The sequence below is a fragment of the Microbacterium sp. AC026 genome, from assembly GCF_979258475.1.
In genome coordinates, this window is sequence record NZ_OZ409857.1 from 3,075,675 (window position 1) to 3,098,543 (window position 22,869).

The window sequence follows — 22,869 nt, forward strand, 5'->3', positions numbered from 1 at the left end:
GTGAAACCGACTCAGCATGTCTTCGCCCATCTCAGCGGGCAGGACGACAACCTCGGCGACTCTGCCCTGCGGCTGGCGTATCTCGCCGCACTTCGAGGCCCGGGGCGGCATGTGCACCTGCACCTCGGGGAAGCGACGAGCGACTTCATGGCGGGGTTCGCACCTGCGCCCGATCTCACCATCTACAGCGCGAGAGCGCAGTGGTCAGCTGCCGAAGCCGCGACGGCTCGCCCGGTGCTGGCGTTCAACGCCGGTGAGATCAATCCGCGTACCGGCCACTTTCCCGTTCCGACACGTGCGGCCGAGTGTGCGCGCGCTCTCGACGCGGGCGGGACGGTGATCTTCGCCGGCCTCGGCATCAAGAACGTCGACAAACTGCAGGGTGTCGCCTTCGACCCGGTCATGCGCGAGGCCCCGGTGATGTCGTGGCGGGACCGGGGGTCTCGCGACGGCGCCGGCTTCGGTGATTTCGCGCCGGATTGGGCGTACTCGGAGGGAGCGGCTGTCGACGAGTGGGCGCCGGCTGCCGGGCGGCCGCTCATCGCGGTGACGATGCGCTTCGACCGGGCGTGGCCGGGGAGGAGTGGCTCGCATCCGTCCGCGCGTTCGCAGCTGCGACGCAGACCCGAATCGTCACCGTGGCGCAGGTGGCGCGTGACGCGCCACGAGGCGTTCACCTCGCGCGCGCTCTCGGCGGCGAGTACGTGATGCCCTCGAGCATGCGGCACGACGTCCTCGACGAATACGTGCGCGCCGTGTACCGGCAGTCGCTCGCCGTCATCAGCGACCGGGCACACGGCCTCATCATCGGCGCGACTGAAGGCGCTCATCCGATCGGCTCGGGAAGCGACCCGAACAAGATCTCCCGCCTGCTGACGGCGGTGGGGCTCGGCGCCCTCGTAGGTGGGTACGACCAGTTCGACGACTTCGCCCGTCGATTCGAGACTCACCTTCCGACGCTCGCCCCCGCGGTGGACGCCGCTCGCGTCGATATCGCGGGCCTGACCGCGCGCATCCACGCGGCGATGGATGCTGTGGCGTAACGCCGGACATCACAGGTCAGCGCGCGCCGAGCCATCTCTTCGCGCGGTGCGCGAGCGGCTGCAGCCCGGGCACCCGTCGCAGCGTCGCGCGCCCGAGCGGTGCTGCCGACTGCCAGACGCGCGTGCCCCACGTCGATGAATCGGCGGATGCGACGGTGCGGCCCTCGGCGCGCTGGGCGAAGAACACCAGCAGACCGAGCAGCTGCCTGGCATCGTCGAGCGTCGGCTGCGGTGAGAACCTCGGCGGAAGCGCACCGGTGACCACGTCGCGGTAGAGCTGTGCGAAGTCGTACTCACGCGACCGTGACGCAGCATCCGACGAGGCCAGCGACAGCTGCACATAGCGCTCCGGATCCTCGAACGTCTCCGCGAGTCGGGAGGCGAGCCCGCGCCTATCGCCCTGGGGCACGGCGACGACACCCTGGTTGTCCTGCACGAGCGTGAGCCAGGGGAGCTCGTACATGAAGACCGGGAGCCCCCGGGCCTGTGCTTCGGCGATCGTGAGCTGATACCCCTCGATGATGCTGGTCGAGACGAAGGCATCCGCGGAGTCGATGGCCGAGACCAGCGCAGCCCCTCGCAGAGGCCCGACGGCGACGACGGCATCTCCGACGCCGCGACGACGCGCGAGGGCGTTGAGCTTCTTCGCGGTGACGTCATCCCAGTCCGGGCCGACGATCCGCAGTGTGAAAGGCACGCCGAGGGCGCGCAGCTGCACTCCGACCTCGACGAGCTCCCGCACCTGCTTGGTCCGCTGCTCGAGTCGCCCCCACCACACCAGCTCGAGACGGTCGGACGGCGGCGTCTTCGCACCTGTGTGAGCCGCCGACTCGAGCATCAACGGCGAGGGCGGGTTCGGCAGGTACGCCACGTTCTCGATGCCGCGCAGGCGGAAGTAGGCGACGTCGAGCGGTGACAGCGTGATGAGCTGAGCGAGCGTCGGACTGCAGTGCTCGATCAGGGTGAGCCGATCGTTGCCGTCGTAGACCGGTCGAGCGACGAAGTTGTGCAGCCAGCCGATCGTCGCCGCGCCCTCGGCTCGTGCCACGAGCGCGAACTCGGGCCAGGTGTCGGTGTAGAGCAGTTGGTGGTCGATGACCACGTCGACCTCGTGGGCGCGACAGATCTCGGCCCACTGCGTGAGCTGGGCGGGCAGTTGACGTGAGGTCAGCTCGACGAACGGGATGCCGGCGGGAAGAACGGTCGCGTCGCTGCCGCCGTTGCGGGCGACGACGGTCACCCGGTAGCCCGCCTCATGCAGATAGCGCGCCTGCGAGGTGAGCACGGCCGACACGCCGCCGGTACGGAGGGTCGACGTGACGAGCAGGATGCTGCGTGCGGGCCGGTCAGGCAGCCCCTGCCACGTCGTGTGGAACCTGAGAGCCTTGAGAGTCGCCGGATAGAACCGCGCAGCGGCATGGATGATGTCCGGGCCGCTGACGACCGTGTGCAGATGTGCGAGAGCGCCGTCGAGCATGCCCTCGTCGCTGTGCTCGACCAGCTGGAAGCACACGTATCCGATGATCGAGAAGCGCACCGACGCGTAGGTGTCGCGGACGAGGGTCGGATCGGCATGTGCGGTTGCGAGTGCCTCGACAGCCGATCCGATCACGTCGACCGAGCGGATCGCCCCTGTGTAGAACCGCGCCCGTTCGAGGGTGTCGACCCGGTGCCCGCTGCCACCGCGACCGAAGTGATAGCGGTACAGCTTGTCGGGGACCGCCGCGTAGCTCTCGGCGAGTATGGCCACGAGGAAGAGAAGCGGCAGGTCGTTGATGCGCGGGAGCACGAGGTCGTCGGGGACGAGGGAGTACGCCTCGCGCAGCACGCTCGTGCGGAAGAGGAATCGCCAGAGCTGACCCTGAGCAGGCTTTCCCACCGGGAAGAGGGCGCGCAGCACGTCATCGCCGGCGTGCGGATGCTGCGGCGGCTGCAGGCGCACCTCGTACGGGCTGCCGGTGCGGCCGTCGCGCTCGATCACCGTGACACCGAACCCGACGATGTCCGCGTCCGTCTCCTCGGCCTTCGCGACCGCGACCGCGGCGGCATCCGGGGTCAGCTCGTCGTCGCCGTCGAGGAACATCACGCGATCGGCGCTCGCCGCGAGGATCCCCGTGCGGCGAGCCTGGAAGGCCGACAGGTTGCGTTCGTGGCGCACGACGCGCACTCGCGGGTCCCGTAGCCGGAATCGCTCGAGCACGCCGGCAGTGCCGTCGGTCGAGGCGTCATCGACGCAGATGATCTCGATGTCGACGAGGCTCTGCGCGAGGGCGCTCTCGAGAGCCGTCGCGACAGTCGCGTCGTCACCCGAGACCGGTATGACGATGGAGAGCAGAGGGCGCGGTGTCATCGCGCACGAGTCTATCCGCGGGCCGGGATAGCCTGAGGGCATGAAGATCGCCATCGCCGGGACCGGATACGTCGGCCTGTCCAACGCCGTCATCCTCGCCCAGCACCACGAGGTGTTCGCCGTCGACATCGACCCCGCGAAGGTCGAGATGCTCAGCCGCAGAGTCTCGCCCATCGCCGATGTCGAGCTCGAGGACTACCTCGCCACGCACGAGCTCGACCTCACGGCGACGGTCGATGCCGACTCCGCCTACCGGGATGCCGAGTTCGTCGTCGTCGCGACGCCGACGAACTACGACGAGGTCACCAACTACTTCGACACCTCGTCGGTCGAGAACGTCATCGACACCGTGCTCGCGGTGAATCCCGACGCCGCGATCGTGATCAAGTCGACCGTGCCGGTCGGGTTCACCGCGCGTATGAAGGCGGAGCATCCGCAGTCGAAGATCGTGTTCTCCCCGGAGTTCCTGCGAGAGGGGCGCGCGCTGCACGACAACCTCTATCCCTCGCGCATCGTCGTCGGAGACCGAGGCCCCGTCGGGGAGCGCTTCGCCGCCCTTCTGCTCGAGGGCGCGATCGCCACCGACGTGCCGGTGCTGCTCACCGAGTCGACCGAGGCCGAGGCGATCAAGCTCTTCGCCAACACCTACCTGGCGTTGCGAGTCGCGTACTTCAACGAGCTCGACACCTACGCGGTGGTGCACGGGCTCGACACGAAGCAGATCATCGAGGGTGTCGGACTCGACCCGCGCATCGGGTCGCACTACAACAACCCCTCCTTCGGCTACGGCGGATACTGCCTCCCGAAAGACACCAAGCAGCTGCTGGCGAACTACTCCGAGGTGCCGCAGAACCTCATCGCGGCGATCGTCGACGCCAACAGCACCCGCAAGGACTTCGTCGCCACCGACATCCTCGCCAGAAAGCCGCGCACCGTCGGCGTCTACCGCCTCGTCATGAAGTCGGGGTCGGACAACTTCCGCGCGTCATCGATCCAGGGGATCATGAAGCGCATCAAGGCGAAGGGCGTCGAGGTGGTCGTGTACGAGCCGTCACTCGACGAAGACGAGTTCTTCCACTCGGAGGTCGTGCGCGATCTCGACGAGTTCAAGTCCCGGGCCGATGTCATCATCGCCAACCGCTCGACCGATGCGCTCGACGACGTCGCCCATAAGATCTACACGCGCGACATCTACGGCCGCGACTGACCGACGCTCAGACGACGGATAGTCGCTGGGGTAGCATGTTCCGATATGCCGCCCTGGCTCTTGGACGTCTCGCGTCAGGGTAGAGAGAGGTAGAGGAATCCGAATGGGAGCGATCGCTGCGCCCGCGGTTGCCGGTCTGACCGAGGTGGGAACCCGCCCTCGGCTTGGCGGCTATCTGGCAGAGTCATGGCGACTTCGCGCGTTCGCAGTGCGGCTGGCAGGCAGTCGCCTGATTTCGGGTCTGTTGCCGAATCGCCTCGGTGTGCTCTGGATCGTCCTCAAACCGCTCTCGCTCGCGATCACGTACGGCGTGATCTTCCACTTCATCCTCTCGGGCGCCGCCCGGCCCGAGAACTTCGTCCAGTTCCTCATCGTCGGCGTCTTCGTCTTCGAGTTCTTCACAGGCTGCTTCGGCAACGGCTCGAAGGCGATCACCAGCAACAGCAAGCTCGTGCAGAGCTTCGGCTTCCCGCGCGTCCTGCTCCCGCTCTCGGTGATCGTCGAGCAGGCGATGCGGATGATTCCCGTCGTTCTGCTCCTCGGCATCCTTCTGCTCATCCTGGGCGAGCCGATCTCCTGGTCATGGTTGCTCATCGTCCCGGTCCTCGCGGTCATGGGCGTGTTCAACTTCGGGGTGGCTCTCATCGTCGCTCGGATCTCTGTGCGCACGAGAGATGTGCAGCAGCTGATCCCGATCGTGACCCGTGTGCTGTTCTACGCCAGCGGCATCTTCTTCGACGTCGACGGAGCGCTCGCCGACTATCCGACGCTACTGACCATCGTGCACCTCAACCCCATCTACGAGTTCATCGCCATCGCACGTGACGTGCTGCTCGATGGGTACACGGCTCCGTTGCTCGTATGGGTCGCTGCTCCGATCTGGGCACTGGTGGTGCTCGTCGGCGGCATCATCTACTTCTGGCAAGCCGAACCGAAGTATGGCCTCAGTGACTGATCTTCTTCTCCCCGGCCAGAAGCCGGCCATCGACGATCACGCGCCCCGAGCGATGATCGTGGCAGACGATGTGCACATCAACTATCGCGTCTACGCATCGGGCAAGCGGATGACCACCCGCGAATCGATGTTCAGCCTGCGCTCGCTCAGAGGGGGACGAGACCTTCAGACCGTCCCCGCACTGCGAGGAGTGAGCTTCACGGCCTCTGAGGGCGAGTCGATCGGCGTCGTCGGACACAACGGCTCTGGCAAGTCGACGCTCTTCCGGGCGATGACCGGGCTGATTCCGCCTTCGGACGGGCGCATCTTCGCCCGAGAGCGTCCTGTGCTCCTCGGTGTGAACGCGGCTCTCGTACCCGAGCTCTCGGGTGAGAACAACATCCGCCTCGGGCTGTTGGCGATGGGCTTCACACCTGAGGAAGCTGCCGAGCACGTCGACGAGATCGCCGACTTCGCCGAGCTCAACGACTTCATCTACCACCCCATGCGCACGTACTCATCCGGCATGGCGGCACGGTTGCGATTCGCGATCGCATCGGCGAAAGCGCACTCGATCCTCCTCATCGACGAGGCCCTCGCGGTGGGAGACCGGCGATTCCGGACCAAGAGCGAGAAGCGCATCAACGAGCTGCGTGCCAGCGCCGGTCTCGTGATGATCGTCAGCCACTCCACGAGCTCGCTGAAGGAGACCTGCGAGCGGGTGCTGTGGGTGCACAAGGGCGAGCTCATCGCCGACGGCCCCACCGACGACGTCATCGCCGAGTACATCGACTGGACGAAGAACCCGGGGTCCAGCGCCGTGGGTGCGGCCTCCGCGCCCAGGCCCTCGACGAAGAACGCCCCGTGGCCGTCGGTTTCGATGCCAGTGACGTTGATGACCCGCAGGGTGCTCGGTCGACGAGCGGCGCGCCCGCGGCGGCCGCGATCTCCTCCGATGCCGGAGAGCCGCGCGCTCTCGCCCGGCGCGACAGGCACCGTCGGGCCGAAAGGCGCACGAGGAAGCGCAGCGCCCTGCTGATGGTGCTCTCCGGGGTCGCCGTGCTGCTCGCGGTCGCCGCCGGTGCGATCATCGGCACGCTCAGCAGCGTCGCGGCACCGGCCGGAGCCGAACCGTCCACGCGACCGACGCCGCAGCAGTCCACTCCTGCGGCGGACCCCGTGATCAAGAGCTTCACCGCGAATACCGCGACAGTCGAATGCGCCTCCGAGGAGGCCGAAGACGCACAGGTGCTGCTGAGCTGGCAGATCGATGACGCGAAGAGTGTCGCGATCGCAGCGGCCGAGACGCAGGTCGACGCGCTCGAGCTCCCACTCGCTGCAGCCTTGCCGGCGAATCTGACCGACCGAGCCGTTCCCTTCTCCTGCGCGACCGAGGCCGTCGTCTACACGGTGACCGCCGAGAACGAGGATGGCGTGAGAGTCAGCGCCCCCGTAACGGTCACGCGCGTGCTCCCGGTCGAGACCGAAGAACCCGACTACGAGGCGCCCCGGCCCGACCCGCGGCCCTCGCAGCCGAGCGAACCCGAGCCGGTCGCCCCGCCCGCCCCTGAGGTGCCTGTCGAGCCCGAGCCGACCACGCCGCCCACGGAGCCGACGCCGGAGCCCACGACGCCGCCGATCACCGAGCCTCCCGTCTTCGATCCGGGAACCGGCACGACCATCCCGTGAGCGTGCGGGGCGGCCGCACCGCATCCGAGAACAGCTCCCCTCGGGGAAGCGAGGAGATGTACCTCATGCGCCGCCGGGAATCACGATCGTCCAAGGCGTCCCGAGCGACCCGAACCTTCGTGTCGCTGACGGGTCCCGCCGGCAACATCGGTGACGCGCTGATCCGCCGCGAGACCCTCGGGTGGTCGCTGGGCACGAGCGACGAGCTGGTCGCGTACACGGGGGATGCGCCCGATGTGTGGCTGAGGCAACTGGGCCTGCCTGCTGAGGCCATCGTGCTTCGGAACAAGAAGTCCGTGCCGCGCTGGCTCCGGCTGCTGGTTCTCGCCCCTCGTCGCCCCGTGCTGGTGTTCGAAGCCGGTGAGATCCCGCTCGACCGAGGCAACGGTCTGCGAGAGCTGGTCTTCCTCGTCGAGACCCTCATCGTCCGTCTCAAGGGAGGGATCGTCGTCCGTCCGCCGCGCGGTATCCGAGCGCCGTCGCAGCCCGCGCTCGCCATTCATCGCCTGGCAGCTCGTCTCTCGCAGGTGACGCTGTGGCGCGACGAGGCGACGCTGAGGACCGCGCGATGCGGTCGGCTCGCTCCGGACATCGGATTCTCCGCCGGCTCGCGCCTCGGAATCCCGTGGGGCGAGCGCCCCGAGCTTCTGGTGAGTCTGCGCGGCGCGCGTCCTCTGCCGGATGCAGACTGGCTCGCTACGGTGCGTGAGGCCGCTGAGCGCGCCGGCCTCTCCATCCGTACCGTCGTCCAGGTGCGGGAGGACGAGAGCCGAGCGCGAGAGCTCGCACAGCTGCTCGGTGGTGAGTTCGAGGCCTGGGGCGACACCGATCCGCTGGCTCAGGAGGAGCGCCTCCGGCAACGCTACGACGCGGCGCAGGTCGTCATCAGCGACCGCATGCATGTGCTTGTGCTCGCCGCTCTGAGCGGGGCGGTTCCGCTCGAACTGGTTCCCGGCCCCACGATGAAGATCACGAAAGCCTTCGCCGCCATCGGACTGCACGGCGTCTCCGTCGACTCGTCTGCGAGCGATCCGACTCGTATGCTCGCTGCGCTTCTCCCGACGCCGGAGCGCGCATCGGAGGTCTCCGAACGCGTGCGTCACGCGGCGGCGACTCTCGAGGGCATCCAGCACGAGATCCGTGACGCCGTGCGCAGGGCGCGAGCATGACCGATGCCACGGGGCGAGCCGGCGCCTCGCCCGCGCGCATCCTGTTCCTCTCGCACAGCCATCCGTTCGGCGCCTTCCGGGTCGGCAGTCACCACTACGCCCGTGTGCTCTCCCAGCGTGGAGCGGACGTCGTGCATCTGAGCACTCCGATCTCCCTCGTGCATCGGCTGACCGGACGAGTGGACAGACAGCAGCTGGCACGCGTGCCGCGTCGCGCTCGGCGAGATGACGACGGGGTCCTCCAGGTCGTCCCGCGCACGATCCTGCCGGCGCCTGTCGGAGCCCCCAGTGTGGCTCGGATGCTGCAGCGTGAGGGCATCTCCGCAGGATTCGACGCCGTGCTCATCGATCAGCCACTGCTCTGGGACCACTCCGTGCGATCGCTTTCGGAACGCGTGATCTATCGACCCACCGATCTGTACCCCGGTGGGCTGAAGAATGCGCTGCAGCGGCGCATACTCGCCGAGGCCGACGGTGTCGTCGCCACCTCTGACGAGGTCCTGCGAGGGCTCGGAGCGCTGCACGTCCCCTCGCTCGTGCTGGGCAACGGGGCTGAGGTCGCGCGCTTCGCACAGCCAGCTGCCGAGGCTCGTCCCCGTCCGGCGCGGTGCGTCTACGTCGGGGCGCTCGACGATCGCTTCGATTGGGAGCGCGTCGAGGCCTGGGCCCGAGCGCGACCAGAGGTCGAGTTCGTCATCGCCGGCCCCGACGGCCGACCGCCGCGGCCCGTGCCGTCGAACGTCGACGTCGTCGGCCCCGTCCCCTACGCCGACGTTCCGGCGTTGCTGCACACGGCGCGCGTCGGCCTCCTGCCGTTGTCCGACAGTCCCCTCAACGCCGGTCGAAGCCCGATGAAGCTCTACGAGTATCTCGCGGCAGGTCTCGCCGTCGTGGCGCGTGAGACGCCCGGCATCCGCGCCTCACCCGATCTCGGCATCGAGGTGTACACCGACGTCAGTGACGCGGACGCCGCGCTGGAGCGCGCCCTGGGGCACCCGTCACCGAATCGTGCCGGTGGACAGGCCGCGTCCTCCGCCTCGTGGGAGCACAAGACCGATTCGCTGGAGGAGTTTCTCCCGTCGGTCCGGCGACGCAGAGCGTAGTCAGTCGAGCAGTCTGGTGATCGTGTCCGAGATGATCGCCGCGGTGCGGTTCCAGTCATAGCCGTCGGGCGGAACGACCCGTCGCTCGGTGGCCACCGCCTCGGTCAGCGCGCTCGCCCACTCCTGCGCATCGTCACGGGAGGTCACCGCGTGACCGCGATCTTCGACGATCTCCGCGACCGATTCGCACCCGGCCCAGTACACGACGGGCGTTCCGCAGCGAATCGACTCCAATGCGGGAAGACCGAACCCTTCCAGGGTCGAGGGCATCACCGTCGCCGCGGCGCCCCGGTAGAGGTCCGCCAGCTTCTCGTCGTCGACGCCACTCACCCAGCGCACTCTCGTGTCGACGCGCCGGTACGCCGCCCTGGCGTCGAGGTCGGCGATCTCGCGCTCGGGCACGACGGCGACCAGGCGAACGTCGCGCGCCGAGACCAGGGCGTCGAGCACGACGTCGAGGTTCTTGTGGGCACGGCCGTTGCCGACGAACAGGACGTAGGGGTCGGACTGCTCCGACGTGCCTGCGCGCGGGTGGAACGCATCCGAGCATCCGTTGCCCGCGTTCACGATCTCGACGTCGTCGTCGTCCACCCATGAACGGAGCGCTCGAGCCGATGTCTCGGAGACCGTCAGCACGACGCCGGCTCTGCGCACGACGTTCCTGACCGGGCCGGAGTAGTAGGCGGCGAACTTCCACCCTCCGAGCCCCGGACTGCTCAATTGGATGAGATCGTGCAGGGTGAGCAGCTGCTTTCGAGCGCGCAGGAGCGCGCCATAGCCGGGCGAGTAGACGAGGGCGTCGGGAGCGGTGGCGGCACCCACCGAGCGGAACGCATCGACCGCGGAGAACGGGGTGCCAGCGAGGTGCAGGGGCTTCCAGGGCAGGCTCAGCCGGGGAGGACCTCCGCGGCGTATCGGCCGATGCCGTGTGCGCCGCGGTATCGGTCATCCACGAGAACGGTCATGCGCTCCTCGCTTCCGACGAGTGTGCGCCATCGACCGACTCCGCCACCCACTCCCTGATGCGATCCGCGAACACCGCTTCGGAGAACTTCATCGCCTGCGCGCGGCACGCGTCGGGTGAGACACCGGCGGCCACCTCGACGGCTCGGCGCAGCTCGTCGCGCGTCCAGCTCTCGACGAAGGCGCCGGTGGTGCCTTCGACGATGGTCTCGGTCGTACCGCCCACGGGTGCGGCGATCACCGGTCGACCTGCCGCCATGGCCTCGACCGGGACGATGCCGAAATCCTCGACCGCAGGGAAGACGAGCGCGATGCAGCGCTGCAGCAGCGCGCGGTAGAGCTCCGCTCCGGGCGACCTCACGAAGAAGACCCGACCCGGCGCGCGCTCTTCGGCGAACGAGCGCAGACGATCCTCATCCGGTCCCGCACCCGCGAGCACGACCGGCATGTCGGCGGCGTTGCCGGCCTCGATCACGAGATCCAGTCGCTTGTAGGGGATGAACCGCGAGAAGCCGAGGAGGAAGGTCTCGGGCAACTGCGCGAGCGCGTCCTGATCCCGTTCGTCCGGTTGAGGTGCGCGGAGGAAGCCGGTCACATCGACGGGAGGGTGGATCACCGTGCTCTCGCGATGCCATGCCTCGGCGATGCGCTTCTGCACGAACACGCTGTTCGCGGCGATCGCGACGGGCTCCTGGGCCCTCCGGCGATCCAGCCCCTTCAGCAGCGTCGCAGCGGCCCTCGCGGCGAACGTGTTGCCGCGCACATCGAGCTCGGGGTTCCAGATGTAGCGCGCCGGGGTGTGGGCGTAGACGAGCTTCGGGGCGCCGCGCCCGGAGCCCCCGAATCTCGCATGGTGCGCGAAGAGATGCGAGCTCGTGAGGATCCAGTCCGCATCGACGCTCGGAAGAGTCCGCCAGGCGAGCGGCATCAGACCGACGGCTGCGGCCTTGCGTCCGCGCAGCGGTGTGCGGGCCAGCCATGTCTCGCCATCGACGACGAAGCGGCCTTCGCTTTCATTCCACAGGCAATAGCGCGCTGCGTCCGGGAAGACCCGGCTGAGTGCCTCGAAGACGTTCTCGGAGCCGCCTCTCGGAGCGAGCCATTCGTGCACCAGCACACCGCTCACAGCGCCGACCTCGCACCACAGGGCACGCGGGCGCGCAGTGTCGGCTGGGCCTCTGCAAGCATGCGTCGAGTCTAGGGAAGTTCTCGGCGGGCGGGCCCAGGGCGGCTGTCAGGTTCGTCCCGAGTACGACCCGATACATTGGAGACGAACACTCGGGGGAAAGGACATGATGGCTCTGCGCGCGACGAAGAAGACGATCATCATCGCGAGCGCGGTCACCGTGCTCCTTGTCGGAGGAGGTGCCGCTGCTGCGATGGTCATCTCCGGGCAGCAGGCGCAGCCTCGCGCCGATGCCTCTCCTGAGGCTTCTCCCGAGCCGGTCGTGACCGAGTCGCCGGCCGTGGTTCCGGTGACGAATGTGGCACGCGCATCGGTCGACGGATGGACACTCGCAGACCGCCGAGTGGTCGGCACGGTTCTGCCCGAAGTTGGCGACGCCGCGCAGGGCGCTGTGTCTCTGCGAGTGGATGCCCCGGCTGATGATGCGGACATCGTCGCCGCGACCGCTCCCGTCGCACTCGCGCCGGACACGGAATACACGCTCACCGCTTCGGTGCGGGTGCTCGCAGAGGAGAAGACCGAGACCGGTGTTCGCCTGACCGCGGGAGGCCAGACCTTCACGCTTCCCGAGCTGGATGCGGAATGGGAGACGATCGAGTTCCCGTTCACCTCGACGGCCGATCAGCCCGCCGCATCGACGTTGGACGTCGTGCTCTCCGGTGCCGTGCGCGGGTTCGGGATCGACGACGTGTCAATCACCGCGGCCGGCACCGACAACCTCGTGCCCAACGGCTCCTTCGAAGCCGTGCAGACTCCGGCGGGCATCGTCAACGACTCACTCGTCATGACGGATGAATCCGCGGTGCTCGCCGTCTCTCTCGCTGAGGGGCCCGTGCAGTGGAATGCCACATCGACGGCCGGCGGTGAGCCGATCACCGGCGAGTTCGAGTCCGCAGGCCCTCTCTCGGCCCTGCCGTTGACCGGCGTGACTCAGGGGCACTACACCGTCGCCGTCAACGACTCCTCCGGGCGGCAGATCCAGACGGACGTCGCAGTGATCGACACCGACGGCTTCTCCGTGAGCCAGGACGGGCGCTTCGGCGTGGGAGCGCACGTCGAGAAGGAGGCCTTCATCGGCACCGGATCTCTGGCGGCCGCGATCGGCTTCGCCGAGGTGCGCAACGACATCTCGTGGGAGCGGAACGAGAAGGTCGCCGGCCAGTACGTGTGGGACGAGAACTATGTGCGCGAGTTCGAGCGCATGCACGCGAACGACGTGAAGCTGCTGGGCCTCGTCGTGTACGGCAACAGGCTCTACGGTGCCAGGAAGGCGCCGGGCAACGAGGCGGCGATCCAGGCATACGGCGCCTATGCGAAGGCCGTCGCCGACCGGTTCGATCTCGTCGGTCTCGAAGTCCTGAACGAGTTCAACCATCGCGAGAACGACACGGCCTGCGGGCCGGCGCCCGCCTGCTACGTGCCGATCGCGCAGGCCGTCCGCGACCACGTCAGCACGGCGTATCCGGACCTCCCCATCGTCACGGGCTCCACCGCCCTCTACGACAGCGAGTGGTTCACCGGGTTCTGGCAGGCCGGCGGCATGGCCGTGACCGACGCGGCGAGCTACCACCCCTACGAGTCGTGGATCAATCGCGACGCCGATCTGATCGCCGGCACGGTGCAGCAGTCCTACGCCGACATGCAGGAGTTCGCGGGGGAGACGCGGCCTGTGTGGGTCACCGAGATGGGATTCCCCACGCATTACGACGGGGTCTCCGTGCTCGAGCAGGGGCAGATGATGGTGCGCAACCAGGCCCTTGCCTTTGCAAACGGCGTGGAGAAGTACTTCTGGTACGACCTCGTCAACGACGCTGCCGACCCCGCCGCGGGGGAGTCGAACTTCGGCCTTTACGAGAACTCGCCGCGCCCGGACGTCGTCGCTCTGGCTCCGAAGCCCGGGGCCTTCGCTCAGGCTCTGATGATCACACAGCTCCGCGACAAGGCCTTCGCCTCGGATGAATCCGACGACACGACCACGGTGGAGGTGTTCGGGACGGAAGGCGACGAGACGCGAATCGCGTGGGCGAAGCAGGGCGAGGTGCAGCGCACCTTCGCGTCCGACGTCCCCGTGACGGTCACCGACATGTCCGGGCAGACGCAGTCGATCGTCCCCGAGGGCGGCGAGGTCACTCTGACCCTCGGCGCGTCTCCGATCTTCATCTCATCGGAAGCGGAGTGAGCGCCGCGAAGACGGTCTCAGGTGTCGCCAGTACAATTCACCAGATCACTCCAGCACGAAAGGCAAGTCGACCATGAGCGCAGGTAGTCAGGATGCGCAGAGCATCGACGAGCAGAAGTCGGGCCGTCAGCGTCGACGACGTCGTGTCTGGGTGATTCTCGCTCTCGTCGTCATAGCGTTCCTCCTCGCGGTGTGCTGGGTCGGGCTCCGCGCCATCACCGTGAAGGACGGGCTGATCCAGAGCCAAGAGCTCATCGGTCAGATCCAGGACGGTGGCGCCGAGGTCGACGAGGTCCTCCCCGAGCTGTCCGAGAGCGCTGCGAGCGCCGGTGCCGCGGCATCCGATCCGGTGTGGTGGGTCATGGAGTGGGTCCCCGTTGTGGGCGACAACCTCAAGGGGGTGCGCCTCGCGGCACAGTCGCTCGACGCGCTCGTCAACGGTGTCGCACTGCCCGTGATGGGCGATGAGGATTCGACGGGATCGATCACGGAGCGGCTGCTCGAGGCCACCGACGATCAGGCGACGCACATCACCGAGCTCGCGGACGGGCTGGAGTCCGTCTCGCAGTCTCCCTTCCTCGTGTCGGTCGTGCGCGAGGGCGTCGACCAGGTCGACGAGGTGATGTCGGCGGCCGCCCCCATGATCGGAGTGCTCCCGACGCTGCTCGGAGGCGAAGGCGCGCGCAACTATCTGCTCGTCTTTCAGAACAACGCCGAGACACTCGCCCTCGGAGGCAGTGCTGCCGCGCAGACCCTCGTGCGGGTCGAGAACGGCACGATCTCGATCGGCGCGCAGGGCGACAGCGGCAACTACCAGAACGGCGTCGCGGTCGACGTCGACGTCCCCCCGAGCGCCATCGAGCTGTACACGAGCTACCTCGTCGACCACATCAACACGAGCATGAGTCGCCCCGACTTCCCCACCGCGGCGAAGATCATGCGCGCCTGGTGGCAGCGAGACATCGCTGACGACGAGATCGCCGGCGTGGTCTCGATCGATCCGATGGCGCTGTCGCGCATCCTCAAGGCCACAGGTCCGATCGAGCTGGCCTCGGGCGAAGTCCTCTCCGAAGAGAACGCGGTCTCGCTGCTGCTGAGCGAGGTCTACGGACGCTGGGATTCCTACAAGGAACCCGAACTCGTCGATGGATTCTTCGCCGACACCGCCGCGGCAGTGTTCGACCAGATCGCGTCCGGGGACTTCGATCTGAAGGACATGATGTGGGCGATCACGGAGAGCGCGTCGCAGGGCAGCGTGCTCGCCTGGAGTGATGACGCTCAGGTCGCCGCCGCGATCGAAGGCGAAAGGATCAGCGGCGTTCTTCCGACGGACAACTCCGATGCGACGACTGTCGGCATCTATTTCAACAACAGCAACGGCTCGAAGATCGACTACTTCACGGAGACCGCGACGACGGCCACGGCGATCTGCGAGGCGGGCAACACGACGTTCACAGCCACGGGTTCGCTCACGCTACCGCTGACCCAACGTCAGGCCGAGGCGCTGCCCCGTTATGTGCAGAGCATGACCTTCGGCGCCCGGTTCCGTGACTGGATCTTCATCTACGGTCCTCCGGGAACGACGCTGAGCGACGCCACCTTCAACGGCGACGAGGTGTCGGTCATGCACCGCGACATCGATGACCTCGGCCGACCGGTCGTCGCGTTCGAGGCGTGGTTCGACCCAGGGGACTCGATCGACGTGACGGCGACGTTCGTCGGATCAGACGGCGATTACGGACCGCTCGCGGTGCAGACGAACCCGATGGTGCGGGGAGAGAAGCCCGTCGTCACCGACGACTGCGCCGGCTGAGGTCTATCCCCGGCTCGGCGGCAGCCCGATATACTTGCACGCGTTCTGACGTCAGCGCGGTCAAGGGGGTGAGTGTCGTCGTCGTTCAACTCGAGCACGGTGGCTCCAGCGCCGCGCGTGAGCCGAGGAACACCGCCCCGGTGCAGATGAAGAAAGCCCGGCGAGTCGCATGGACTCGGCTCTACGCGAGTCGTCTCTTCTACAACGACGTCGTCGTCGTCCTTCTCGCACTCATCATCGCGGCGATTATCGTGCTTCCGGGGCTGCTGACCGGTGTCTCCTGGCCCGGCGGGCCCCGAGTGTCGTATCTCCTGGTGCTCGCGCTGATCGGCATCCTGTGGTTGATAGCTCTCGACGTGACGGATTCCCGCGACCGTCACACGGTGGGGCACGGGGCGGATGAGTACCGCAGAATCGTCAACGCGTCGGTCGCCGTGTTCGCGGTCACCGTCGCCATCGCGTTCTTCCTCGGCATGGAGCTTTCGCGCGCGCTCGTCGCAGTCGTCTTCCCCTCGGACTCGTGCTGCTCCTCCTGTCGCGGTGGATGTGCAGGCAGTGGCTGCGTGGGCGGCAGAAGACGGGGCGGTATCTGCACAGGGCGGTGGTGATCGGCGAGCCGTCGAAGGTCGCCCTCGTGGGGCGCGAGATCCGGCGTGCCAAGAGCAGCGGGTATGAGATCCTCGGAGTGATCACCGAGACCACCTCCGCTGCGGACATCTCGGGCTTCGAGGTGCTCGGCGACATCGCGAACGTCGAGAGAGTGCTCGACGAGGTGCGCTTCGATGCGCTGATCATCGTCGGGTCCGATGATCTCGACCCACTGACGATGCGCCGCCTGGGGTATTCGGTGTCCGACCGCGACATCCAGCTCATCATGGCCCCGGTGCTCACGGACATCGCCGGACCTCGCATGCATGCGACGCCCGTCGCCGGTCTGCCTCTCGTGCACGTCGACTTCCCGCGGATGGAAGGTGCCAAGCGCTTCCTCAAGCGGGCCTTCGACATCGTCGGCTCCTCGCTGCTGCTCGTCCTCATGTCGCCGGTCTTCCTGATCGCCGCCATCGCGATCCGTATCGACGGACCCGGGGGCATCTTCTTCCGTCAGGAACGGATCGGCCGCGGAGGGCGCACCTTCGGCATGCTGAAGTTCCGATCGATGGTGGCGGATGCCGACGACCAGCTGGCGACCCTCCTCGATCTGCAGGGGATGCAGGAACGCCGCTGTTCAAGATCAACGACGATCCGCGCATCACCAGAGTCGGACGCTTCTTCCGCAGGCACTCCATCGACGAGCTGCCTCAGCTGGTCAACGTTTTCCTCGGGCACATGAGCCTGGTGGGTCCACGGCCTCAGCGCGCCACGGAAGTCGCGCTGTACGACGACTTCGCGCATCGCCGCCTGCTGGTGAAGCCCGGCATGAGCGGGTTGTGGCAGGTGAGTGGACGCTCTTCGCTGTCGTGGGAGGAGACCATCCGCCTCGACCTGTACTACGTCGAGAACTGGTCGCTCATGCAGGACCTCATCATTCTGTTCCGCACCGTCCGCACGGTCGTTGCCCCCGGTGCCACGGCGCACTGAGCGATCGTCGCGAAGATTCCCCGCGACTGTCCGCGTCGCATCCACGGCTGACGCCAGGCGCTGGGTACATTCAAAATCATGAGATCCCCCTTGCTCGGTGTGTCGCCGCGAGTGCTCTGGTCGTCTTCCTCGTCGGTGGTGCCTCGGGTTGCGCTGCGCTGCCGAGCGCGTCGAGCCCGGTGCCGACCTCGACGGCCTCGACTCCCGATCCCAGCCCGTCGGCCGCAGACCCCACTCCCGACCCCTCGGTCAGCCCGGAGCCCACGGCGACTCCGTCCGACGGCTTCGGTGGTTTCGAGAGTGGAGAGCTGGCGCAGATCTGCATCGACGCGACGCTCTCGGCATTCCCCGCCGACGTCGCCTTCACCATCGAAGACACCCGCATCGAGAAGCGGTCGGTCGCTCCAGAATGGCTCGTGCTGGTTCCGGCGCAGGCCTCCGGGCTCGAGGCGCAGGCCCAGTGCACGATCGGAGGCTCGCCCTCCGCGCCTGAGCTCGGCATGTCGTCGGCATCACTCGAGCCACTCCCGGAGGAGCAGATCGAGAACCTGATCCGCGGCGAGAACGAAGGCGGCGACCGCTAGTGTGCGACGCGGGGGACGCTGAGCCCTCGGCCAGCCGCTCACCACAGCCGCTCCTCTCTCGGCGCGCGATGCTGATCGCCGCCGGCGGGGTCGTCGGGGCTTCCGCCGTGGGGTGGGACCTGTTCTCGCCGGGTCTCAGCGCGACCGCGGCGGGGACCTACCTTCGGCCGTGTGGAGACGTCCGCATCTCAAGCTCCTGGCAAGGGCACAAGAACCGGAATCCGCCCTCGGGCGAGCCGGGCACCGATTATGCGGTGATCACCGGCACGCAGATCCGGGCGGCCGCGAACGGAGTGATCGTCGATCGGAAGGATTCGACGACGACCGCGACCGGACGCTACCTCGCGCTTCGGGCCGACGACGGCAACTACATCCGTTATCTGCACCTGCAGTCGAGCACGGTTCCCCTGGGTGCACGTGTCGCTCGCGGACAGGTGATCGCCTACTCGGGCGCGTCCGGTTTCGGCAGCGATGCCGGTTACGGCCCCCATGTCCACGTCTCCCTCTGGATCGGTGGCACGCCGCTCCAGCTGGGATTCACCAACTCGGTCGACTTCGAGAACTACGTCGAAACCGGTCCCTACCAGCCCCCAGCGGAGGATCCTGTGCCCACCCATAAGTCATCGACACTGTCGTGGAACGCTGTCTTGCCGGAGGGGGCGTGGGCTCGCATACCGGTTGCCCCCGGTGCCTTCTGGCTGGCTGAGAGCAGCGCGACCATCAAGGAGACGGGCGAGCTCTCGCTCTATCTCACGGCGACCGGGGTCACCAAGGGATTCCAGGTCCGCGTCGTGGCACAGACCCTCAATGGCAGCGGAGGGGTTGTGAGCACATCCCCGCAACCGATGCTCGAGGTCCCGGCGACGAAGGCAACCGCAGCGAACTCTCCGACATACGGCCTTTACACGCTGCCGTACTTCCTGTCGGGTCCGCTGCGCCTGTATGCCGATATCCGTGCTCTCAATCCGGGTATCAGGGTGCAGCAGGTCGTGTTCAAGAAGAACTACTGGCAGTCGTAGCCGCACATCCTCCGCTCGAGTGTCGGTGTCGCAGCCGCGGGGGTCGTGTTCGGAGGACGTTCCCGTCCGAACGTCTTCCGCCGACCACCCGTTGCGTGCAGAATGAACGTGCGTCGGGGATCCGTCGCACTGATCGCACACAAGGGGGCCCGCATGGGTATCGATGAGACTGTCAACAAGGGCAAGGATCTGTACGAGCAGAACAAGGACAAGATCGCCGAGGCAGTGAAGAGCGAGCAGGCGGAAGACATCAGCGACAAGGTGCTCGACGGCGTCGCCGACTTCGCCAAGAAGATCGCACCGGGTGCCGCTGACAAGATCGACGAGATCCGCGACAGCGCCGACAAGGCCGTCGGCAACGAGTGAGACCACGCGTCTGAGACGCAGAGCGGCGATTCCCCCACGGGGGAGTCGCCGCTCCTCTGCGTGCGGCACCAAGTATTCGGCCCGCCGGTATCGCGTTTCACGTCCGGGTTCCCTTAGAATGGATGACGATCGCCTGGGGAACTTGCGATCAGGGATGTCGAAGGGGTTCGACTTCCCGAATTCACGCGGTTCGCCGCGTCAAACTGGGGATAACGATTTTGGGGATCATCGTGCGACGCGCGCACTCTGTGCGCTCAGACGTCTTCCCGCCCGCGCGGCGGTCTCTTCGCCGCGCCCTCGGTCGAGGAACCCGGCGTCCCTTCACGCCGGAGTCCTCGCGTTCGGTGTGCCCCCTCGCACTGAACGCCCTCCCCAAGCGGGGCGAGGCATGGGGATGCCTCGCCCCGCTCTCCTCAGCGCGCTGAGGGGTCGTCGGCGGCGTCGATCAGAGGCGCCGATCCGACGGCTGGGGTGCGCACTCAGGGGATGCTCAGCGAATGCGACACGCCCGGGTTTGCGCAAGTGAAATCGGCCGTGGCAGAATAGACAGGTTCGACATTCCGGCGCGCTCAGCGTCAGCCGGATCACCATCACGACAGTGCATAGGCGGCGCAGACGCGCAGGGACCTAGGCCGCGGGTGGCAGAACGATCCCGACATCTTCATCACGAGGGCTTCGCCGTGCGCGGCGGAGGTCGGACATCCGCTCGCCGAGGCGTGCGGGATGACAGCAGAACAGTGGTGCAGCAGATCGACTCGCGAGAGCCGTTCGAGTGCCGAGGCGCGAACAGCGCCGACGTGCGTCCAATGCCCCTGGGTCACCCGGCCCAGGTCGGTAAGACGCTTAAAGAGAGAGAGCAGACAATGGCGGGACAGAAGATCCGCATTCGCCTGAAGTCGTATGACCACGAGGTCATCGACACGTCCGCACGCAAGATCGTCGACACCGTGACCCGTGCGGGCGCAACAGTCGTCGGCCCCGTGCCCCTTCCGACCGAGAAGAACGTCGTGTGCGTCATCCGGTCGCCCCACAAGTACAAGGACAGCCGCGAGCACTTCGAGATGCGCACCCACAAGCGTCTGATCGACATCGTCGACCCGACGCCGAAGGCTGTCGACTCGCTGATGCGTCTCGACCTGCCTGCCGATGTCAACATCGAGATCAAGCTCTGAGGTCGGACATGGTTGACATCAACTCCAAGATTTCCAAGGGCATGCTCGGCACCAAGCTCGGCATGACCCAGGTGTGGAACGAGAACGGCAAGCTCGTTCCCGTCACCGTCATCGAGCTCGCCTCGAACGTGGTCACGCAGATCCGTACCCCCGAGAAGGACGGCTACAACGCCGTGCAGATCGCGTACGGCCAGATCGACCCGCGCAAGGTGAACAAGCCGCTGACCGCTCACTTCGAGGCCGCCGGCGTCACGCCGCGTCGTCACGTCACCGAGATCCGCACCGCGGATGCCGCTGACTACTCGCTGGGCCAGGAGCTCACGGTCGACGGCACCTTCGAAGCCGGTCAGCTCGTCGACGTCGTCGGCACGAGCAAGGGCAAGGGCTTCGCCGGTGTCATGAAGCGTCACAACTTCAAGGGCGTCTCGGCTTCGCACGGTTCGCACCGCAACCACCGCAAGCCCGGCTCCATCGGCGCATCGTCGACCCCGAGCCGCGTCTTCAAGGGCATGCGCATGGCCGGCCGTATGGGTGGCGAGCGCGTGACCGTCCTCAACCTCACGGTGCACGCCGTCGACATCGAGAAGGGTCTGCTGCTCGTCAAGGGCGCCGTCCCCGGTGCTCGTGGTCGCATCGTCTACGTCCGCAACGCAGTGAAGGGTGCCTGATCATGGCTGACTCCACTCTCGCGCTTGACGTCCTCAAGGCAGACGGCAAGAAGGCTGGCTCGATCGAGCTTCCCGCCGAACTGTTCGACGCCAAGACGAACATCCCGCTCATCCACCAGGTCGTCGTCGCGCAGCTCGCGGCGGCTCGCCAGGGAACCCACTCGACCAAGCGTCGCGGTGAGGTCTCGGGTGCAGGCCGCAAGCCCTTCAAGCAGAAGGGCACGGGTAACGCCCGTCAGGGCTCGATCCGCGCGCCGCACATGACCGGTGGTGGAATCGTGCACGGCCCCAAGCCGCGCGACTACTCGCAGCGCACCCCCAAGAAGATGATCGCCGCAGCCCTCCGCGGTGCACTCAGCGATCGCTTCCGCGGGGACCGTCTGCACGTGATCGACACGTTCGGCACCGATGGCGCCCCTCGACGAAGGCAGCCGTGAGCTTCCTCTCGCAGGTCGCCACGTCGAAGAACGTCCTGGTCGTCATCGTGCGCAACGACGAGCTCGCGCTCAAGAGCATCCGCAACCTCAGCAACGTTCACGTTCTGACGTTCGACCAGCTCAACGCCTACGACGTTCTCGTCTCCGACGACATCGTCTTCACCCAGGCCGCGATCGAGGGCTTCATCGCCTCGAAGTCCGGCGCCAACCAGGAGGTCTCCGCATGAGCGAGCAGGCATCTGTTCTCCAGACGGCCCTGAACAAGGACCCGCGCGACGTCATCCTGAAGCCGGTCGTGTCCGAGAAGAGCTACGGTCTCATCGACGAGGGTAAGTACACCTTCCTCGTGGACCCGCGCGCTTCGAAGACCGAGATCAAGCTCGCCATCGAGAAGATCTTCGGCGTCAAGGTCGCAGGGGTCAACACCCTCAACCGCGTCGGCAAGGCTCGTCGCACCCGCTTCGGCACCGGCAAGCGCAAGGACACCAAGCGCGCCATCGTGACCCTGAAGTCGGGCACCATCGACATCTTCACGGCAATCGGCTGATCCGGGGGATAAGGACAATAATGGCTATTCGCAAGTACAAGCCCACGACCCCGGGCCGTCGCGGCTCGTCGGTGGCTGACTTCGCCGAGATCACCCGATCGACGCCGGAGAAGTCGCTGCTGCGCCCGCTCTCGAAGACCGGTGGTCGCAACAACCAGGGCCGCATCACGACCCGTCACATCGGTGGTGGCCACAAGCGCCAGTACCGTGTCATCGACTTCCGTCGCAATGACAAGGACGGCGTCGACGCCCGCGTCGCTCACATCGAGTACGACCCCAACCGCACGGCACGCATCGCGCTGCTGCACTACTTCGACGGCGAGAAGCGCTACATCCTCGCGCCGGCGAAGCTGAAGCAGGGCGACGTCGTCGAGTCGGGTGCTGGTGCCGACATCAAGCCGGGCAACAACCTCCCGCTGAAGAACATCCCGACGGGTACCGTCATCCACGCGATCGAGCTCCGTCCCGGTGGCGGCGCGAAGATGGCACGTTCGGCCGGTGCATCCGTCCGTCTCGTGGCCAAGGATGGCAACTTCGCCCAGCTGCGTCTGCCCTCGGGCGAGATCCGCAACGTCGATGCGCGCTGCCGCGCGACCATCGGCGAGGTCGGCAACGCCGAGCAGTCGAACATCAACTGGGGCAAGGCCGGCCGCATGCGCTGGAAGGGCGTCCGCCCGACCGTCCGTGGTGTCGCGATGAACCCGGTCGACCACCCGCATGGTGGTGGTGAGGGCAAGACGTCCGGTGGACGTCACCCCGTCTCCCCGTGGGGCCAGGCTGAGGGTCGCACCCGTCACGCCAACAAGGAAAGCGACAAGTACATCGTGCGTCGTCGTAACGCCGGCAAGAAGCGTAAGTAGGA

The 22,869-nt window shown here is 67.0% G+C and carries 23 protein-coding genes and 1 pseudogene; 21 read left to right on the forward strand and 3 right to left on the reverse strand.

Features of this window, described 5'->3' with window-relative positions:
* Both ACZZ93_RS15515 and ACZZ93_RS15520 read left to right on the forward strand, forming a co-directional pair.
* On the forward strand, positions 1 to 708 hold the full coding sequence (locus ACZZ93_RS15515) for a hypothetical protein (protein ID WP_463511526.1): 708 nt from the start codon (positions 1 to 3) through the stop codon (positions 706 to 708).
* Between the two features lie 11 nt (positions 709 to 719).
* Positions 720 to 1,043, forward strand: a complete 324-nt coding sequence (locus ACZZ93_RS15520) for a hypothetical protein (protein WP_463511527.1) — start codon at positions 720 to 722, stop codon at positions 1,041 to 1,043.
* A gap of 16 nt (positions 1,044 to 1,059) precedes the next feature.
* Here ACZZ93_RS15520 and ACZZ93_RS15525 read toward each other — a convergent pair whose 3' ends face one another.
* The gene (locus tag ACZZ93_RS15525; protein ID WP_400341748.1) at positions 1,060 to 3,393 is read right to left on the reverse strand and encodes a glycosyltransferase; all 2,334 of its coding nucleotides are present in this window, start codon (positions 3,391 to 3,393) and stop codon (positions 1,060 to 1,062) included.
* A gap of 40 nt (positions 3,394 to 3,433) precedes the next feature.
* Between ACZZ93_RS15525 and ACZZ93_RS15530 the strand changes: the two genes are divergently transcribed.
* The 6 genes from ACZZ93_RS15530 to ACZZ93_RS15555 all read left to right on the forward strand — a co-directional run bounded on the left by ACZZ93_RS15530 (position 3,434) and on the right by ACZZ93_RS15555 (position 9,495).
* Positions 3,434 to 4,600: a nucleotide sugar dehydrogenase gene (locus tag ACZZ93_RS15530; RefSeq protein WP_400341750.1), complete on the forward strand. Its 1,167-nt coding sequence runs from the start codon at positions 3,434 to 3,436 to the stop codon at positions 4,598 to 4,600.
* Between the two features lie 262 nt (positions 4,601 to 4,862).
* On the forward strand, positions 4,863 to 5,555 hold the full coding sequence (locus ACZZ93_RS15535) for an ABC transporter permease (RefSeq protein ID WP_463511528.1): 693 nt from the start codon (positions 4,863 to 4,865) through the stop codon (positions 5,553 to 5,555).
* Positions 5,548 to 6,573 (forward strand): ABC transporter ATP-binding protein, encoded by a 1,026-nt coding sequence (locus tag ACZZ93_RS15540; RefSeq protein ID WP_463511529.1) that lies wholly within the window; start codon positions 5,548 to 5,550, stop codon positions 6,571 to 6,573. Before ACZZ93_RS15535 ends, ACZZ93_RS15540 begins: the two co-directional genes overlap by 8 nt.
* Positions 6,573 to 7,223, forward strand: coding sequence for a hypothetical protein (locus ACZZ93_RS15545; RefSeq protein ID WP_463511530.1), 651 nt, complete (start codon positions 6,573 to 6,575; stop codon positions 7,221 to 7,223). The genes ACZZ93_RS15540 and ACZZ93_RS15545 overlap by 1 nt, the downstream gene beginning before the upstream one ends.
* Positions 7,220 to 8,392 carry a hypothetical protein gene (locus tag ACZZ93_RS15550; RefSeq protein ID WP_463511531.1) on the forward strand — a complete coding sequence of 391 codons (1,173 nt, stop codon included), beginning with the start codon at positions 7,220 to 7,222 and terminating at the stop codon, positions 8,390 to 8,392. Before ACZZ93_RS15545 ends, ACZZ93_RS15550 begins: the two co-directional genes overlap by 4 nt.
* The gene (locus ACZZ93_RS15555) at positions 8,389 to 9,495 is read left to right on the forward strand and encodes a glycosyltransferase family protein (protein WP_372983969.1); all 1,107 of its coding nucleotides are present in this window, start codon (positions 8,389 to 8,391) and stop codon (positions 9,493 to 9,495) included. The genes ACZZ93_RS15550 and ACZZ93_RS15555 overlap by 4 nt, the downstream gene beginning before the upstream one ends.
* Here ACZZ93_RS15555 and ACZZ93_RS15560 read toward each other — a convergent pair whose 3' ends face one another.
* Positions 9,496 to 10,317, reverse strand: coding sequence for a glycosyltransferase family 4 protein (locus ACZZ93_RS15560; RefSeq protein WP_463511532.1), 822 nt, complete (start codon positions 10,315 to 10,317; stop codon positions 9,496 to 9,498).
* Positions 10,318 to 10,456: 139 nt separating this feature from the next.
* Positions 10,457 to 11,584: a glycosyltransferase gene (locus ACZZ93_RS15565; protein WP_463499567.1), complete on the reverse strand. Its 1,128-nt coding sequence runs from the start codon at positions 11,582 to 11,584 to the stop codon at positions 10,457 to 10,459.
* A gap of 166 nt (positions 11,585 to 11,750) precedes the next feature.
* Between ACZZ93_RS15565 and ACZZ93_RS15570 the strand changes: the two genes are divergently transcribed.
* From ACZZ93_RS15570 to rplB, 13 genes and pseudogenes are all read left to right on the forward strand, one after another.
* Positions 11,751 to 13,823, forward strand: a complete 2,073-nt coding sequence (locus tag ACZZ93_RS15570) for a glycoside hydrolase 5 family protein (protein WP_463511533.1) — start codon at positions 11,751 to 11,753, stop codon at positions 13,821 to 13,823.
* Between the two features lie 73 nt (positions 13,824 to 13,896).
* Entirely contained in the window at positions 13,897 to 15,636 is a 1,740-nt protein-coding gene (locus tag ACZZ93_RS15575) for a DUF4012 domain-containing protein (RefSeq protein WP_463499568.1), read from the forward strand.
* Positions 15,637 to 15,776: 140 nt separating this feature from the next.
* Positions 15,777 to 16,244, forward strand: coding sequence for a hypothetical protein (locus ACZZ93_RS15580; protein ID WP_463511534.1), 468 nt, complete (start codon positions 15,777 to 15,779; stop codon positions 16,242 to 16,244).
* A complete protein-coding gene (locus tag ACZZ93_RS15585; protein ID WP_463511535.1) occupies positions 16,157 to 16,966 on the forward strand; it encodes a sugar transferase in 810 nt (269 codons plus the stop codon). Before ACZZ93_RS15580 ends, ACZZ93_RS15585 begins: the two co-directional genes overlap by 88 nt.
* Positions 16,885 to 17,214, forward strand: a complete 330-nt coding sequence (locus tag ACZZ93_RS15590) for a sugar transferase (RefSeq protein ID WP_463511760.1) — start codon at positions 16,885 to 16,887, stop codon at positions 17,212 to 17,214. Before ACZZ93_RS15585 ends, ACZZ93_RS15590 begins: the two co-directional genes overlap by 82 nt.
* A 179-nt stretch (positions 17,215 to 17,393) precedes the next feature.
* A complete protein-coding gene (locus ACZZ93_RS15595) occupies positions 17,394 to 17,798 on the forward strand; it encodes a hypothetical protein (protein ID WP_463511536.1) in 405 nt (134 codons plus the stop codon).
* Between the two features lie 68 nt (positions 17,799 to 17,866).
* The gene (locus ACZZ93_RS15600; RefSeq protein ID WP_400341766.1) at positions 17,867 to 18,817 is read left to right on the forward strand and encodes a M23 family metallopeptidase; all 951 of its coding nucleotides are present in this window, start codon (positions 17,867 to 17,869) and stop codon (positions 18,815 to 18,817) included.
* A gap of 153 nt (positions 18,818 to 18,970) precedes the next feature.
* A complete protein-coding gene (locus ACZZ93_RS15605) occupies positions 18,971 to 19,183 on the forward strand; it encodes a hypothetical protein (RefSeq protein WP_053099214.1) in 213 nt (70 codons plus the stop codon).
* Positions 19,184 to 20,046: 863 nt separating this feature from the next.
* Positions 20,047 to 20,355: a 30S ribosomal protein S10 gene (rpsJ, locus tag ACZZ93_RS15610; protein ID WP_017201594.1), complete on the forward strand. Its 309-nt coding sequence runs from the start codon at positions 20,047 to 20,049 to the stop codon at positions 20,353 to 20,355.
* 8 nt (positions 20,356 to 20,363) lie between these two features.
* The gene (rplC, locus tag ACZZ93_RS15615) at positions 20,364 to 21,023 is read left to right on the forward strand and encodes a 50S ribosomal protein L3 (RefSeq protein WP_053097486.1); all 660 of its coding nucleotides are present in this window, start codon (positions 20,364 to 20,366) and stop codon (positions 21,021 to 21,023) included.
* A gap of 2 nt (positions 21,024 to 21,025) precedes the next feature.
* Positions 21,026 to 21,687: pseudogene (rplD, locus tag ACZZ93_RS15620) on the forward strand (50S ribosomal protein L4).
* Positions 21,684 to 22,007, forward strand: a complete 324-nt coding sequence (rplW, locus tag ACZZ93_RS15625; protein ID WP_053097484.1) for a 50S ribosomal protein L23 — start codon at positions 21,684 to 21,686, stop codon at positions 22,005 to 22,007. The pseudogene rplD and the gene rplW overlap by 4 nt, the downstream one beginning before the upstream one ends.
* Positions 22,008 to 22,027: 20 nt before the next feature.
* The gene (gene rplB, locus ACZZ93_RS15630; RefSeq protein ID WP_053097483.1) at positions 22,028 to 22,867 is read left to right on the forward strand and encodes a 50S ribosomal protein L2; all 840 of its coding nucleotides are present in this window, start codon (positions 22,028 to 22,030) and stop codon (positions 22,865 to 22,867) included.
* Positions 22,868 to 22,869: the final 2 nt, after the last annotated feature.

Excerpts from the sequence above, each read along its gene's own strand:
- ACZZ93_RS15555 (WP_372983969.1), top strand. The coding sequence starts at position 8,389 with ATGACCGATGCCACGGGGCGAGCCGGCGCCTCGCCCGCGCGCATCCTG.
- rplC (WP_053097486.1), top strand. The coding sequence starts at position 20,364 with ATGGTTGACATCAACTCCAAGATTTCCAAGGGCATGCTCGGCACCAAG.
- ACZZ93_RS15545 (WP_463511530.1), top strand. The coding sequence starts at position 6,573 with ATGGTGCTCTCCGGGGTCGCCGTGCTGCTCGCGGTCGCCGCCGGTGCG.
- rplW (WP_053097484.1), top strand. The coding sequence starts at position 21,684 with ATGAGCGAGCAGGCATCTGTTCTCCAGACGGCCCTGAACAAGGACCCG.
- rplB (WP_053097483.1), top strand. The coding sequence starts at position 22,028 with ATGGCTATTCGCAAGTACAAGCCCACGACCCCGGGCCGTCGCGGCTCG.
- ACZZ93_RS15605 (WP_053099214.1), top strand. The coding sequence starts at position 18,971 with ATGGGTATCGATGAGACTGTCAACAAGGGCAAGGATCTGTACGAGCAG.
- ACZZ93_RS15525 (WP_400341748.1), bottom strand. The coding sequence starts at position 3,393 with ATGACACCGCGCCCTCTGCTCTCCATCGTCATACCGGTCTCGGGTGAC.
- ACZZ93_RS15570 (WP_463511533.1), top strand. The coding sequence starts at position 11,751 with ATGATGGCTCTGCGCGCGACGAAGAAGACGATCATCATCGCGAGCGCG.
- rpsJ (WP_017201594.1), top strand. The coding sequence starts at position 20,047 with ATGGCGGGACAGAAGATCCGCATTCGCCTGAAGTCGTATGACCACGAG.
- ACZZ93_RS15530 (WP_400341750.1), top strand. The coding sequence starts at position 3,434 with ATGAAGATCGCCATCGCCGGGACCGGATACGTCGGCCTGTCCAACGCC.
- ACZZ93_RS15575 (WP_463499568.1), top strand. The coding sequence starts at position 13,897 with ATGAGCGCAGGTAGTCAGGATGCGCAGAGCATCGACGAGCAGAAGTCG.
- ACZZ93_RS15520 (WP_463511527.1), top strand. The coding sequence starts at position 720 with ATGCGGCACGACGTCCTCGACGAATACGTGCGCGCCGTGTACCGGCAG.
- ACZZ93_RS15600 (WP_400341766.1), top strand. The coding sequence starts at position 17,867 with ATGCTGATCGCCGCCGGCGGGGTCGTCGGGGCTTCCGCCGTGGGGTGG.